The organism is Bacillus sp. RCC_6_1, from assembly GCF_041360755.1.
GTDB lineage: Bacteria > Bacillota > Bacilli > Bacillales > Bacillaceae_G > Bacillus_A > Bacillus_A cereus.
Map to the genome: position 1 here is coordinate 50,640 of NZ_JBFUPV010000004.1, position 15,300 is coordinate 65,939.

Sequence of the window (15,300 nt, forward strand, 5' to 3'; positions counted from 1 at the left end):
ATGCAGTTTGAGCACTCTATTTTTTAGAGTCGAACAGGAGGAGAATGAATATGTCTGATATTGAAGTTGGCGAAGTGTTTACTCTTAGTGATGAGAATAACGAAGAGCAAGAAGTAGAAGTACTTGGAGCGATGGATGTCGAAGGCGCAGAATATATTGCAGTTGCCTTTGTTGAAGATATCCAAACAGAAACTGAGGAAGACATTGATATTTTCTTTTTAAAAGTAGAAGAAGATAATGAGTTTTCATACATTGAAAATGATGAAGAGTTTGATAAAGTATCTGCTGCGTTTGAAAAGATTTTGGATGAGCAAGAGCAAGAATAGTATGAATGAAAAACACGAGGGCGGATGCATATCCGCCCTCTTTTTATTACTCATCCAGAGACTCACGCAGTAATTGCAGTACATCTTTCATCGCAAAAGGTCCATCTTTTTTAACATGCTCCGCAAATTCTGAAACGAGACGTAATGTTCTCACACTTTCGATTGGATGTTCTCCTGATGCACTTTCAGCTGAAAGCATAACTGCATTCGTCCCGTCCAGTACAGCTTGAAACACATCAGTCACCTCAGCCCTTGTTGGAATAGAATGATCTACCATAGATTGAAGCATTTGTGTTGCTGTAATGACATATGTATTCGTTCGATTACATTCCTGAATCATCATTTTCTGTAAAAGCGGAATGCATTGATACGGTAACTCTACTCCTAAATCGCCCCTTGCAATCATAATTCCATCTGCTTCTTTACATATATCCTGAAAATTCTCGATTGCTTCCATCGTTTCTATTTTTGCAATTACATTAGGTGACGTTTCTTTATACTGTTGTATAAAATCTCGTATTTCTTTTATATGACTAGGTTTTCTTACGAAAGAACACGCGATAAAATCAACATTCTCTTCTAAAAGAAACTGAATATCTTTTTTATCTTTCTCTGTAATAGCTGGTAAACGAACAGCCGCACCTGGTAAATTAACTCCTTTATGGGATGAGATATTGCCACCTGTTTTTACCTTCGTTTCTATTTTGTCCGTACTTATCTTTTCAACAATTAATTCAACTTCTCCATCATTAATTAAAATTCTACTGTCTACTTTCACATCATTCGGTATTCCTTCATAATCAACGCTTGCTTCTGTATTACTCCCTGTAACTGGTTGTGTATGTAAAATAAAAGAATCTCCTGCCTGAAGTGTAATTTGCTCTCCCTTCACTTCACCTAATCTTATTTTAGGTCCTTGTACATCACCCAAAAATTTAATAGAGTCATCTAATGATTTCACTAAACGAATGATGTCTTTATGACTTTCATGCGTGCCATGCGATAAATTCAGTCGAACAATTTTCATACCATTCTTTATTAACTGTGCTAATGTTTCTTTATTATTACTTGCGGGTCCAATTGTACAAATTCGATCGATTGTCATTTTTGTCACCATCCTTTTTTTAATAAGTTTCCCATATGAACTTAAAAATAACAGAGATTCTGACATGAATAGATTTAAATTTACATGAATTTCATAAAATTAAACCTGTATCCCTTGCTGGCTAAGCATTAGAAGATATATTCGCTTTTTTGCAAATGAAGACATGTTGAATCGAAAGTAAAAGAAAAGTTAAGTATGGGATAAACCATTGAGAGTTTCGAAATTTTCATATATTGTATGAATTGAGTTCGAACTCAAAAATTTAAAAAGGTGGGAAAATTAGTGAATATGAAAAAATCTTTATCGGTGACAACTTTAGGGTTAGCGGTTTTAGGTTTTGGTTTTACTAATAACGCAAGTGCTTCAGAGATCGATACTGTAGACAAGCAGCCCGTTTTAGTTGACTTTGATACAATTCAATCAACAAAAACATCTAGTGTTCCTAGTTTGACTATTGCAGCTGCACCTAAGAATGACTCTAACATTAGCGTATATACTCCCTTTTTTGGTAACCCATATGCAGTTGCTAAATCGAAATCAACTACGACCGAAGACTATGTTTATGCAAAAGCAAGAACTTTCAATGGCGATGGCTCATTAGTAAATACGAAAAGTAATAGTGCAAAAAAATCATCCTTTGTAAGTGCTACAGCGACCAACACAAGCATTTATTATGGAGATGATTACGCTATCGGTAATCATACCTATAAATTAAGTGGTTATAATGATGTGAATCACGAAACAAAAGCTTTCTGGTAAGAAAGAGAAAAAAGATATGCATCTTGCATATCTTTTTTCTCTAATATTTTACATATATTGAGGTGCTATTTATGAAACAAATATATATTATTAGCGGTGTTTTACTTATTTCATTACTTACAATTTATATTTTGTTCAATACTTCAATCATACAACCTCATCCACCTTCCATAGAAAATAAACGCGAGCAACAAACCAATACTATTTCTTACGGATTGAAGGATAATCAAGGCCAACATATTAACAATGGCAGTACAATTACTAGTGAGGATAATAAAATTAATGTAACATTATCATTCGTACATACTATTAATGAAAACCGAAAATATGGATTAATTGTTCTAGAAGATTACGAACAAAAACCTTTTAAAATAGAAGATACTACTAATGAAATATCACACTATTTTTTTGATATGAAACCAAACAGTTCAATGACTACGAAAATCTCTTTACACACTTCTCCTAATGCAAGTGAATTAACCTTTTTAATAATAAAAAAACCTGAATACAAATTAAAAGATAATAACTTAAATAAAGCAGCTATTTTAGAAGATATTCTAAGTATGCGATATTCAATGCATCCTCTTCAGAAAGAAAACGAAAAAATAAAACTCCCCCTTATAGATCCAGATGCTATTTTAAAAGATGGTCTTTACGAACCAGTATTTGTTACGAACCGTGAAGAGAACTTACAAACTGTCTTCTTTGAAAAGGAAGGCAAGCAATTAATTTTATCAAACGGTAATGAAACAAATGATGAAATGACCTACGCAATCGTGGCTTTTAAAGATTGGAAACAAGTTGAAATATTTAACAATAGAAAAGTTGTTTATACTAAGGTTGCACCTGAAACAAGACAAATCTTTAATTTCACATTGCCTTCAGTGGATCAAGAAAGTAATTTTCAACTCGTCGCTTTTCCATTTCCTTTTAAAGTTAGCGAAGAAGATTATATCAGTCAACAAGCATTCAGTTCCTTTCGCATCGTAATTGAAAATGAAAATAAATAAGTTATACTGTGCACATTACAACAACCTAAAAAAGGCCTACTCACACGAGTAGGCTTTTGAAACTATGAAAGTTTCGTCAATAACTGATTTAAATCTTTTTTCGTTTTCGTCGTTAATGATTTCATTTTATTAATATCGATTTTTTCTTTCTCCGCTCCTACAATTAACGGATACATACTTTGACCGATTGTTTTAGAATCCGTCGGATGTGATGCTTCTAGCTCTTTTTCAATCACATCCCACTTTTCGTTAATTTGTTTGCCAAGCTTATTCACTGTTTCCAATTTTGGATTAGCAGCTAACTGCTTGTCCAAGCTATCAATTAATGCTACAACTTCTTTAACATTCGTTTTCACAGCAACACTTTTCTTCGGATCTTTCGTTGCCTTTCCGTTATTGTTTGTGCTTGTACTTGTGCTTTGATCTGCTGTTTTCCCGCTAGTCGTTTGATCATTCGTTTTTCCTGTCGTTTCTTTTTCTTTTGTTTTTACATTTTCGTTTTGAGTTGACGTTTTGCCGTTACTTTCTGTTCCTGATGATTCTTTCGTATTTTTTGCATCCTTATCTGTTTTTTCATTTGAAGAAGTATTTGTTTCTTTTTCAGTATCTTTCGTTGTTTTTGAAGCTTCATCTGCACTTGTCGTTTTTGCTTCTCCATCCTTTTGCGCAGTTACTTGCTCTTTCTTTTCCGTTTCTTTATCTGCTGAAGGACTACAAGCTGCCATAGTAAGCATTGTACCAATTGTAATCGATGCGATAGCGACCTTTTTCATTTTCATATAAATCCCCCTATGTTTTACATAATTTATCCTCCCCTTTACGATTCGATTTCCCCTTAAAAAATCCCTTTTCACATGAATCACCATCTTTCCGACAGTAATCTTCATAATAATACGGACAAAAACTGATAAACTCATTTTAATATTCGAGTTTCTTCTACTTCATTTTTCTGCTCGCAAGTAAAAGAAAAAGAGTATATTGTCACATTAAGAATCACTATCTTCATATGACGATATACTCTTCTATCAAATTTTTATCTTTCTTGACATTTTATTTATACAAAAAAATAAAATTTTCTTTCGTTTTTTGTTTCTCAGCATTTGTTAACATAATATTTTTATGAATAACCACCATTCGAGTGAATGACTTGCCCAGTAACCCATTTCGCTTCTTCACTTACTAAAAAAGAAATTAAGCGCGCAGCATCCATCGTTTCTCCAACTCTACCTTGCGGGAATTTCCATACTAAATAATGTTTTAATTCCTCTGTAATCCACCCTGTATTTGTTGGTCCTGGATCAACAGCATTAACAGTAATCCCCTTCTCCATCGCTACTGGTGCCACTGACTTTGTAAATGCTTCAATTGCCCCTTTCGTTGCTGCATATGCTAGTTCATCTGGCATTGGACCTACTGACTGTCCTGAAGTAAGATTAATAATACTCCCGCCCGTTTTAAGTGAATAATGTTTTATAAACAATGAACTTAATAGCATAGTAGCCCGAACATTAACTGTATAATGTTTATCCAACTGCTCTACATCTAATTCCTCAATCCTCGTATGAGTAGAATATACTGCATTATTAACTAGAATAGATGGATCACCTAACCGTTCTGATACCATATAAAACAAACGATTTGGCGAATAAGACTGCGATAAATTGATTTCTGCCATTTCACATCGAACATCGTAACTTTCAATTTCCTTTTTCAGCAAAAAGGGTTCTTGATCACTCATTCCCCATGGCATCGCTTTATCATACTTTGGCCAGTACGTGAAAAAAATGTCTATCCCTTTTTGAGCAAGCACCTTGCATACAGCTGCACCAATTCCATTCAGACGAGTTGCCCCTGTTACAATTGCTATTTTCTTCACCTTTTTCTCCTCCATCTATACACAGATCCCCTGCATGAATACAGAGGATCTATCTTCTTATTGAATATTTGACAGTATACGTTCAGCACCTAATTTTAACATTTTAATAAAGATATAATTTACAATCGTAAACATTACAAATAAAACGATAAACATAACCCACAGTCCGACATGAAGGAAGAAGTATAATACACTTACTCCCCCCACAATAATTAAAGCTATTAAAATATTAGCTAAAAAATTCCACAAAGTTGTATATCGACTTTTAAATAATTTCTGCTCTGTATCCCAATGAATATCTGCAGTTTGCGCGTCCCAGCGTGTTCCGATTAAATTAATTAATAACAACCCGTTCGCACTTAGCAAAAACCACAGTATCATAAAGACTGGAGAAATCCCAGCTACAACTGCCATCGTAATACCGAATACTGCTAAAATGATCACATTAATTAACCAAGCAGTGATTGCTTTCGCAAAAAAGATATCCGAAGCCTTTACTGGTAAATAACGATTCACAAACCAAGAGCTTCCATCTCGCGAAAATGACGTTGTTGCAATGACGTTACTACCCATTAAAAATAACGATGCACAAAGGCCAACACCAATTGCAAATCCCGTTGTCTCTGGATTGTTAATATACTCTGTAATAAACTTTAAATTTCCATCTTGCACAAATAAAATAAAGAACAACATAATTGGCATAACGAAAGTTTGTACAATGCAATTTAAGAAAAATTGTGGTGTACGGAATAACGTTTTAAATTCTTTTTTCACATACGCTTTTAAATGCGAACTTTGTACTGTTGATTTCTGTAAACCTTCCGCCGAAATAACTTGTTTCTTTGCTGTACTCGTTGAAAGTCCAATAACCCCTTTTAAATATGTACGCTCTGCTATGTAATAAAACAACACAAAGAAGACAAATGAAATAACTGCAAAGATTATTACATATAAAGGTCCCTTCCAATTTGCATTTTCTACTAATGCTACTGCTCCAAAATATGTAGTTGGAAAATAGTTTGTCATTTGTACTAAAAGTGAAGACTGGTTGTTTGCAAGGTAATCCGCAATTGCATCTTCAGAAAACGAACTTTTATTTTTCCACTGCAAAAATATGTTAATTCCTACAATAAATAGTATACTTATGATTCCAATAAATATATTTCCTCGGTCTTTATTTTTCGCTATATTTGTATACCTCATAATAACTGTCATCAGTAACGAAGCTAGTACTAACGGCACAATTGGGAAGAGTAAGTAAATGAAAATCATATATATGTAATATGTAATAAATGCGCCACTTTTTAAACCGTACGTAATAAAGATCGGTAATAAAATAAATGAACTCATTACGTATTGTGTAATTAATACTGTTAAAAATTTGGCTGAAATAATTTGCGCTGGTTTTAATGGTAATGGTAATAACATTTCAATGTCATTGCTGTAGTAAAATACAGTTAAAATGTTCGTAATACTCATTAAAAATACCCATATACTCGCAATCGCAAGTCCCATTGCGATAATCATTCCTGGATCTTGCCCTAAATGTATCATTCCCTCATACATTGCATGCGTGATAGAACCAAACAGTAAAAAGCCGACAAATAAAATAGCTGCAAATGAAAATACATACGCCCATCGCTTCTTCTTATCTGTTATAAAATCTGCATAATTTAATTTCAATAATACTTTCGTTAACGTCCAAATTTTACTCATTGCCCGTCATCTCCAAGAACATTTTTTCAAGTGATTCATTGGATTTAAAATGATCTCTCATTTCATCTAAATTCCCTTTAAACTGAAGGTTTCCCTTATTAATAATCGCGACGCGGTCACATAATTTTTCTGCCACTTCTAATACGTGTGTAGAGAAGAATACAATCTTTCCTTTATCCGCATGTTCTCTCATCATTTCTTTTAAAATATATGCAGATTTCGGATCAAGCCCAGTTAATGGTTCATCTAAAATCCATACATCTGGCTCATGTACGAGCACACCAATAATAACGATTTTTTGTCTCATACCGTGCGAATAACTTTGAATTTGATCAGATAAAGCATTATAAAGATCAAACTTCTTCGCTAAAGACTCTATTCGTTCTTGTCGTACTTCTTTCGGCACTTCATACATATCGGCCATAAAGTTTAAATATTCAATTCCTTTTAATCGTAAAAACATATCTGGACTATCTGGTACATAACCAAACGTCTTCTTCGCTTCCATCGGCTCTTCCATAATATTTTTTCCGTTAATCGTAATAGTCCCTTTGTCCACCCCGTGAATGCCAGTAATCATCTTAATTGTCGTTGATTTACCCGCACCATTCGGTCCTAAAAATCCAAAGATTTCGCCGCTAGGTACAGATAAACTTAAGTCTTTTACTGCATAGGTAGACCCATTATAACTTTTTGACACATTCGTAATTTCAATCATTCCATCCAATCCTTTCCTTAATTACCAAATAACTATATTGATATTATAGCATACTTCTATTTTAAGATTTTTACATTTTTCAGTTTATTTAACCTTTAAAATAAATATACACCCCTAATCCAACAACTAAAACGACAGCTAGTATAATATAAATCATTGTTAAGCGTTTAATATTCCCCTTTGTCGCTTTGCTATAATTTGCATCACCATTCCGCCCAATTAACACCGTCGCAATGACAGTAATCACTACAAGTAATACAACGATCATGATCCAAGTTAGCATTTCTTCCTCCCCCTCCTTACAACCATTTTACAATATTATCCTCTTTATTTCGCAGCATATTTCCTCTTTTTACTATTATTATGAAGCAAACTGGAAAACTATTATTACCATTCCTATCCAATTGCGATATATTTATAACATAACGTGACTTATTTCTAACAACATAAGGAGGACCTATCATGAAAACAACTTGGATAAAATATTTAGGATTTCTCGGTTTCTTCGGTTTCCTCGGATTTTTTTATGAAAAAGGATTGTTTACTATGTTCTGTTTCTTCTCCTTTTTCACATCGTATAGAACAGTTCAACACGATGAACTGTTTGAACAAATTGTCAATAAATCGTGTCGCAATGCATTTATCGTTACGTTACTAACTACCACAATCATTATGTTTATTGAAATGTTATTTCCAAACCCTACGCTACAAGAGATTGATATCGCTCTTATTTTCGGCACACTCATTCTTACATTCGGCTTTTCTATGTTCTTTTTCGATAAACCAATTGATGAAATGGAAGATGCACCATGGCGTTCGTAACGAGAATAAAAGAATATCGTGCCAAATTGAACATGACACAAGAAGATTTAGCGAAGAGCGTTGGTGTGCGACGTGAAACAATTAGTCATCTCGAAAAAGGTAAATACAATCCTTCCTTACAACTTGCTCACGATATAGCGAAGGCATTACATAGTACGATTGATGAGATTTTTATTTTTGAGGATTGATTAAAGGCATCCAGTCACAAGAATCACATAAAAAAATACCGTCATTCTTTCCAAGAAGAATGACGGTATTTCTCATTGATTATCCATATAAAACCGCATGAAATACGCCTAATAGCAAGTATTGATCCTGCATGTAATCTTCATCATATACATTCATCTCAATGTAATACATATCTTCCTCAAGACGAATATTCCAATCTGCAATTACATAGCCCTTTCGTAATAACTTTCCCATTCCAAATGAAGTTTTATGAACAACATATTCTTCTGCCTTATATGTAAAGGTAAATAAGAAATTTGCATCCAATAACTTTCCGTCACATACAAGTATTTCATGCTCTGCATCATGATTATCTTTGTACGTTACTAAAATCCTTCTTTGGCGCTGCCTACTTACATCCTTTGCAATGACGCGAATATTGTCCTTACTATCCTTTATTTCATAAATAATATTACTACCAATTTTTGGAATTAAATCCAGCACTCTCATCAGCGTATTTTTATAATAGCCCATTACTACGCCTACTTGCTCACTTCCATTATAAACCTCTATCGGTGTCGTATCTGCTTTGCTATCACACGGTCGTTTGTAAGAGAGCTGCATCATTCGCTCTCCTCTTAAGTACTGATCAAACGTCACAGGATATTCTATCATGCGCAGTTCTTTATTTAGCTCATACAAATAGCGTTGAACACTCTCTATTAATGTTGTAGTAGCTATACGCTCTTGAAGTTCAAATTCTTGCCAGCTGGAAAAAACATTCCATTGATTATGATCCTCTTCATAGAAGAAACCAAGAATTACCTCTTCACGGTCAGCCGTTTCATATTTCATAGGCACGTTCTGCCCATGTTGAACTTGTTCCATCCACTGACCTAAATAAATGCCCAGCTCTGCAACCTTCATACATGATTTTTGAAAAAATACGCTGTCACTCGCGCAAATCGTTACATCTCCTTCGATAAAGCCCTTTGAATAAGCATCATACCGTGGCTCATCCTTCTGCGGGATACTCTTATCTAACTCAAATAAAAACGTTAACATCCTTTATTCACCTCTAGTTGTTACACTAATCATACATGACATCGCATCACTCTGAGAGACTATTTATATACGCATATTTAATTCACGCATTATAACACGTGAATGATCTTGTATAGTAGCGCTATTTTTTGTTCTATATCTTAGTATATGAATTTATATGAGCGATTTTTCAAATATATCTATCACAACTTACAATATATCAACGATTTTTCAAATATATCGATTTTTCGACAAATATCAGCACAATTAAAATGAAGCTACCTTTTCTTCAGCCACTTCTACAATTTCTAAAATTTGTAGCAGACTCTCCACTTCATAAGTCGGATTAACACTCGTCTTATTCTCTTTCAAACTCGGATTATACCAACACGTATCAATGCCGAAGTCTTCTCCGCCTTTCATATCAGAAGTTAGCGAATCTCCGACCATTAGTACACTTGATTTATCCGTAATTCCAAATTTCTCAAATGCATAATCAAAAATCTCACGCGCTGGTTTTTGATGACCAACTTCTTCAGAAATAATAATGTGATCAAAGAAATTACATAAAGGCGAATTCCCGATTCTTGATTGTTGCACCTTCGTATATCCATTCGTAATAATACCTAACTTGCAATCTTGAAGATTTTCACATAATTGCACTGCGCCTTCTATAAGATGTACTTCCTTCCCTAAATTTTCAAGGTATACATCACTAAATTGCTGCGCATCTACGGCTATATTATGAAGTGCAAATAATTGTCTAAATCGCTCTACGGCTAATTCACTTAGCGTAATCATTTTATTTTCTAAATCTCTCCATAATCCATTACTAATCTCTTTATAACTTGCAAGATGATCATTATACCCTGTAGGCATGCCAAACTGTACAAACGCATTATGTAATGCGTGTCTTTCCGTTTCAGGGAAATCTAATAATGTATCGTCTACGTCGAATAATATAAATTTGTATTTCATGATGTTCTCCTCAATTCCTATTTTAAAAGCTTCGTTCTCATTGCTTATAAGTTTATATATATGTCGTGATGAAGCGCTTTAACCCGCTCTTTATAGAATACACCTTTATCTTTTATTTTCAAATGTGCTATAAATAAATTTGCTAGCATGACTGCTGTATCTAGTCTATAAAATAAACTAACAATATGAGGAGTAACATTAAAGATACTATCATTCTTATATCCATCTTTAAATTCATCCCAACTAACCTCATTTGTTTCAGCTATTCTCATAAGCTCCAGCAATGGATGACCAATTAAAGCATTATCCCAATCAACTATTGCTTTAACTTCTCCATTATACCCGATTAAATTGGCTGGTCGAATGTCCATATGTAATAAACATTTTACATGATCTGCTGTACTAAGAATATATTCAATTGTTTTTGTATCCGGAAGATTAATTTTGCAGTTCGTGATTGTATTAAACCCTTCTATCCGTTTCACAATTCGTTCTGCTATATACTTACTAATAGGCTCTCTAATATTTTGTTTGTAATACAAACCATCAATTGGCATACTATGAAGATTGCTCACTAACTCCCCTATTTTGCATGCGGAAATTGGCATATGATCAGCATACACACAATCCGAAATTAAAAAATCAAGTTCGGTTGAAAGATGCAATCCGTGTATCCTTGGTACTGGAATACCTTTTGAATGACAATACTTAGACAGCTCCGCTTCCTTTTGCAACGAAATCCGACTGTTAAATAAGTCTTCATTTATATTTTCCACTTCTCTTTCCCACGGTACTCGAAATGCCAAAGACCCCTTTTCTGAATCTCCTTGAAAAACAATATTTTGCACTCCCGTTCCAATCACCTTTAAATCTTGAATAGCTAGTTCCTTATACTCTTGACTTAGTATTGTTGCCAGCTTCTCTCTTAACCCCTCTGCTTTTACACGTGTATGAATCATTTTATCCCCCGATTCTTAAGTTCTTTTCATCCATTTTCTCCTCTGTGCACAACATCCTCATTAACAAAATTATAGCAACAATAGTAAAAGGAGGCTAATCCGCTCAGCCTCCTTCTCATTATTAATCTTCTAGCAATAACTCTTTCATTTCCTCTAACGACTCTTTCGTAAAGCCAAGAGCTTTTTCAGCGTATGCTTCAACTGATCCGTATTGCTTTTGAATTTCACCAATCGCAGCTTGCAAGTATTCAGCACGTGCTTCAAACATTGCACCTAATATCGCTCTGCTCTCATCGTTTTGTAATTTCGCACCTAAAAAGGCCATCATTTTTTCATTTAGCTTTTCACGGAATCCGTTACTTAGTAAGTAGTCTTCCATTACTGTTTTTTCTGGTACACCTAGTAAAAGTAGTAATAATGCTGAACCAAATCCAGTACGATCTTTTCCAGCTGTACAGTGGTTTACTAACGGTAAGTTTTCCGGGTTTTGCGCTAAGTTTAAGAAGCTCACGAATGCCTCGTTACCACTTACGAAATCTTGATTCATTTTCACAAGATACTCACCTGGTTTTCCTAACATAGAAAGGTCACCAACTTGGAAAAACTCATTTATATTTAAGTCTTTCGCTAAGTCTTGCATAACTGGTAAGCACACTTGACGAGCACCCGTAATTTCTGGATTCGGCTTATGCTTCACTTCAAAGTCTGTACGGTAATCGCAAATTAACTTTAAACCAGACTTTTGTAAATAGGCAATATCCCATTCAGTTAGCCCTGCTAATTCTTCAGAGCGGTATAATTTGCCCCATTTTACTTTACAGCCTTCAGTCGTTTCATATCCTCCCATATCACGGAAGTTAAACGCACCTTGTAATGGCAATCTACGCTCGGCTACTGTTACTGCTTGTCCATTACTTCCTACTAATCTAAAATATGGACGTTCATTTTCACTGGGGTTTTCAATTGTATATGATAATTCCCCATTTACTGTTGCAAGTAATTCTCCATTTTCTTCAATATGATCTGGTGAAGTACTCCAATAAATACGAACTTCTTCTATATTATTTTCCCACTTTATTTGTAACGTATTATCTTTATTTCTTTCTACAGTTGCTTGTAACCAATTTCTTTGCTGTCCCATTCTTTCACCAACGCTTTCTCATATAATCGAATCTCACTCTATTGTATTATACAAATATCTACTTTGTCGTTCTCATTTTTCTTTTTATCTTACAAACAGGCGAAAAGTTCTTTTACTTGTTCAAAATTTGTACATGGATTACCGCGAAATACGTATGCGATTTGTTCATTACCTAAATCTTCGTATACAACTGTTCCGCGATTAGGGTGCGGATAAAACTCTAACCCGTTTATAATTTGTTTTGGGCCATAGTTCATTGTCCATGAAGAAATAGGATAATACGCTTTGTTTTTATGTCTACAAACCCAAAGTGCATATAGTTTATTAACTTCGTCCCAGTATACATACTGCGTTTCGTCATTTCCAAAACCGACCGATTCAAGTTTCCAATTTAGTTTTTCATGAATTAACAAATTTACATAGGATACGTCATCTGGAGCATTCCACTCTCTACATCTTCCTATCTCACCCATTTCACTTCTCTTCGCTTGAAAGCTTAATAAGTGAAATGATGTATGTAATATCGTTTTCCCAAGCTCCATATTTACTGGTTGTAATTCAAATAGAAATCGTTCCATTTCGTCTTGGTTTACATATCCATGATCAACAGAAATTTCAACTTGTGTTTTCCATATAGATGTAACGTAACTTTCTTTTCCTTTATAATTTATACCTTTCCAATACACAAGCCCTTTATATTGAAAAGAATCTCCTTTTGCTTGAGAAATACAGCTATCCGGAAATACTGGTTCCATTATATCGAGAAAAAATTCCTTTACTCGAAACATCCCAGTTGGAGTAACAACCTGAAACCAAAAAGTTCCCCACTTTTCACCTTCATAACGTTCTGAAACTTTTTCAACATTCCAGCCTTCTAACAATACATTTGGATACAATAACACGAATGAATGCATGGATTGCTTTAACATATATAGTCCCCTCCCGCTATACGAGTTCGAGAGTATACATCATTCATCCTCCTAAAACTTTCTCACATATCTCTCAGTTGAACTAAGCAGCTGACATCCATTCTTTTCAAAAACATCCTTCATCCATTCATTTTGTATATTTGTCTCACCAATATAATAAGATGCACCTATTTCCTTTAAGACAAACATCGCACCTGCAAATAATGCCGCTTCATATCCCTTATTACGCATATTTGGAATAACTGCGAAGTACATAAGTTTCCCTTCTTCTAACGTACCTCTTTCAATATGCGGGATTACAATTCCTATCAGCTCTTCATCGATACTCGCTGTTAAGCAATGTTCTTTCCATTGCTCACCAATTTCTTGTAGCATCATATGCACAAATTGATCATGAGCGACTGGTTCTCCCGTCGCTTCATTCCACAGTGAATAAAAAGCCTCTTCTCCAACTTCTTCAATAAGCTTAAAATCCATTTCACTTTCTACATCTTCTACTTCATATATATCTTTAAATACAATCATGTTTTCCGTAACATATTCAAATGAATACGTTTCAAAACATTTTTTATACACATCATAATTTGGACTTTTTGAAGAGATTTCAAAATGTAGTTTTTCTAATTCACCTTTTTTAGCTTCAGCAACGCAATATTGCATCATTTCCTCTAATTGCTCTTCTGTAAAAATCTCTGCATTATTTTCTTTTATCATAATAGAAGAAGCACTTCTTCTTATTTTAAAATGTTTTTCTAACTGTTCTATCGTCGTCATATTCTTCCCTCATCTATATCATACTCGAATTTCTAATCGTTCTCCTTGCATGAGCAGGATTGTCCTTGAATATATAGAATACTAGAAAAGATCGCATCTTTAAAGTGCGGAGGAGGTTCTCCAGTGGATATTACAGCATTGCAACAACAGTTAGAGCTTATACAACAAAATGACTATACGCAACTACAGCATATAGACGTAAATGAGTTAACTTTGAACATGCTTCAGTATATCGGAACGACTGATAGCTACGTTCGTTACCAACTTATATATAAATGTTTTGCGCATTTCATTCATCATGAATTCCTTATGGACGATCAGCTGAAATTACTTCTGCAAACTTGTTTAAGTGATGAGTATTTATATTGTGACATTTACTCCCCACATACAGATGGGGTTTTCACACGTTCTTACACTGTTTCGTTAATTGCGTTAATACTCCAATTCGCTAATTCGCACTACTTTTGTACAGAGGAGGATATCGAAGAAATAAAAAATAAACTCATTACATACACAAACTTAGAAACGGATTTTCGGGGCTATATCGAAAATAAAGGATGGGCTCATTGTCTTGCTCACGTATCTGATGCCTTTACTGAAATTGTTCATAATACGTATACAACTTTTGAATGGTACGAAGAATTAATTCATTGTTTATTAAATAAAATCTTTATTCCATCTGACCTTTTTCATAATAACGAAGATGAACGCATTGTTACTCCATTACTAGCAATGCTGTATCATGATTTTCCTCAAAACGAGTTAATTTCTATTATTCATAAAAAAATAAAAAGGCTTCCTCAAATTAGAAAACGCCTTTCGCTTAATGAGTATTGTATTTTATGTGCCAATATTAAAACCTTTTTACGCACATTATTTTTCAGAACGAAAGACGACCATAACTTAGCCTTTACAGCACGTAAAACAGAAAGAATGTTAAAAGAAATTCCTAGCTATTATTAAATACAAGGAGCA

At 34.2% G+C, this 15,300-nt stretch carries 18 protein-coding genes; 6 read left to right on the forward strand and 12 right to left on the reverse strand.

Annotated features, from left to right (window positions below):
- The first annotated feature begins 44 nt into the window (after positions 1-44).
- Positions 45-326, forward strand: a complete 282-nt coding sequence (locus AB6801_RS14595; protein ID WP_002005464.1) for a DUF1292 domain-containing protein — start codon at positions 45-47, stop codon at positions 324-326.
- A 46-nt stretch (positions 327-372) separates the two neighbouring features.
- On the opposite strand, the gene AB6801_RS14600 is transcribed toward AB6801_RS14595, so the two are convergent.
- Positions 373-1,431: a pyruvate kinase gene (locus AB6801_RS14600; protein ID WP_000151081.1), complete on the reverse strand. Its 1,059-nt coding sequence runs from the start codon at positions 1,429-1,431 to the stop codon at positions 373-375.
- Positions 1,432-1,713: 282 nt separating this feature from the next.
- Between AB6801_RS14600 and AB6801_RS14605 the strand changes: the two genes are divergently transcribed.
- A complete protein-coding gene (locus AB6801_RS14605; RefSeq protein ID WP_001056346.1) occupies positions 1,714-2,190 on the forward strand; it encodes a hypothetical protein in 477 nt (158 codons plus the stop codon).
- A gap of 71 nt (positions 2,191-2,261) precedes the next feature.
- The gene (locus tag AB6801_RS14610) at positions 2,262-3,200 is read left to right on the forward strand and encodes a hypothetical protein (protein WP_097999251.1); all 939 of its coding nucleotides are present in this window, start codon (positions 2,262-2,264) and stop codon (positions 3,198-3,200) included.
- Positions 3,201-3,262: 62 nt separating this feature from the next.
- On the opposite strand, the gene AB6801_RS14615 is transcribed toward AB6801_RS14610, so the two are convergent.
- The 5 genes from AB6801_RS14615 to AB6801_RS14635 all read right to left on the reverse strand — a co-directional run bounded on the left by AB6801_RS14615 (position 3,263) and on the right by AB6801_RS14635 (position 7,793).
- On the reverse strand, positions 3,263-3,979 hold the full coding sequence (locus AB6801_RS14615; RefSeq protein WP_097999250.1) for a hypothetical protein: 717 nt from the start codon (positions 3,977-3,979) through the stop codon (positions 3,263-3,265).
- A gap of 338 nt (positions 3,980-4,317) precedes the next feature.
- A complete protein-coding gene (locus AB6801_RS14620; RefSeq protein WP_002103389.1) occupies positions 4,318-5,076 on the reverse strand; it encodes an SDR family oxidoreductase in 759 nt (252 codons plus the stop codon).
- A gap of 57 nt (positions 5,077-5,133) precedes the next feature.
- Positions 5,134-6,792, reverse strand: coding sequence for a putative ABC transporter permease subunit (locus tag AB6801_RS14625; RefSeq protein WP_097999249.1), 1,659 nt, complete (start codon positions 6,790-6,792; stop codon positions 5,134-5,136).
- Positions 6,785-7,510, reverse strand: a complete 726-nt coding sequence (locus tag AB6801_RS14630; RefSeq protein ID WP_000570206.1) for an ABC transporter ATP-binding protein — start codon at positions 7,508-7,510, stop codon at positions 6,785-6,787. The genes AB6801_RS14625 and AB6801_RS14630 overlap by 8 nt, the downstream gene beginning before the upstream one ends.
- A gap of 88 nt (positions 7,511-7,598) precedes the next feature.
- Entirely contained in the window at positions 7,599-7,793 is a 195-nt protein-coding gene (locus AB6801_RS14635) for a hypothetical protein (RefSeq protein ID WP_000958863.1), read from the reverse strand.
- A 179-nt stretch (positions 7,794-7,972) separates the two neighbouring features.
- On the opposite strand from AB6801_RS14635, the gene AB6801_RS14640 reads away from it, so the two are divergent.
- Positions 7,973-8,332 (forward strand): DUF3796 domain-containing protein, encoded by a 360-nt coding sequence (locus AB6801_RS14640; protein ID WP_000859225.1) that lies wholly within the window; start codon positions 7,973-7,975, stop codon positions 8,330-8,332.
- Positions 8,320-8,520: a helix-turn-helix transcriptional regulator gene (locus AB6801_RS14645; RefSeq protein WP_000896323.1), complete on the forward strand. Its 201-nt coding sequence runs from the start codon at positions 8,320-8,322 to the stop codon at positions 8,518-8,520. The genes AB6801_RS14640 and AB6801_RS14645 overlap by 13 nt, the downstream gene beginning before the upstream one ends.
- Positions 8,521-8,599: 79 nt before the next feature.
- On the opposite strand, the gene AB6801_RS14650 is transcribed toward AB6801_RS14645, so the two are convergent.
- The 6 genes from AB6801_RS14650 to AB6801_RS14675 form a co-directional block, all read right to left on the reverse strand.
- Positions 8,600-9,565, reverse strand: coding sequence for a tubby C-terminal domain-like protein (locus AB6801_RS14650; protein WP_087948630.1), 966 nt, complete (start codon positions 9,563-9,565; stop codon positions 8,600-8,602).
- Between the two features lie 246 nt (positions 9,566-9,811).
- The gene (locus AB6801_RS14655; protein WP_000875414.1) at positions 9,812-10,522 is read right to left on the reverse strand and encodes a YjjG family noncanonical pyrimidine nucleotidase; all 711 of its coding nucleotides are present in this window, start codon (positions 10,520-10,522) and stop codon (positions 9,812-9,814) included.
- A 44-nt stretch (positions 10,523-10,566) separates the two neighbouring features.
- On the reverse strand, positions 10,567-11,481 hold the full coding sequence (locus AB6801_RS14660; protein ID WP_088361259.1) for a phosphotransferase family protein: 915 nt from the start codon (positions 11,479-11,481) through the stop codon (positions 10,567-10,569).
- 121 nt (positions 11,482-11,602) lie between these two features.
- Positions 11,603-12,622 (reverse strand): tyrosine-protein phosphatase, encoded by a 1,020-nt coding sequence (locus AB6801_RS14665; RefSeq protein ID WP_000531494.1) that lies wholly within the window; start codon positions 12,620-12,622, stop codon positions 11,603-11,605.
- An 89-nt stretch (positions 12,623-12,711) separates the two neighbouring features.
- On the reverse strand, positions 12,712-13,551 hold the full coding sequence (locus AB6801_RS14670) for a hypothetical protein (protein WP_002103392.1): 840 nt from the start codon (positions 13,549-13,551) through the stop codon (positions 12,712-12,714).
- A 51-nt stretch (positions 13,552-13,602) separates the two neighbouring features.
- A complete protein-coding gene (locus tag AB6801_RS14675) occupies positions 13,603-14,325 on the reverse strand; it encodes a GNAT family N-acetyltransferase (protein ID WP_097999248.1) in 723 nt (240 codons plus the stop codon).
- 123 nt (positions 14,326-14,448) lie between these two features.
- Here AB6801_RS14675 and AB6801_RS14680 point away from each other — a divergent pair, with 123 nt between their 5' ends.
- Positions 14,449-15,288: a DUF2785 domain-containing protein gene (locus tag AB6801_RS14680; protein ID WP_000355453.1), complete on the forward strand. Its 840-nt coding sequence runs from the start codon at positions 14,449-14,451 to the stop codon at positions 15,286-15,288.
- The last annotated feature ends 12 nt before the right edge of the window (positions 15,289-15,300 follow it).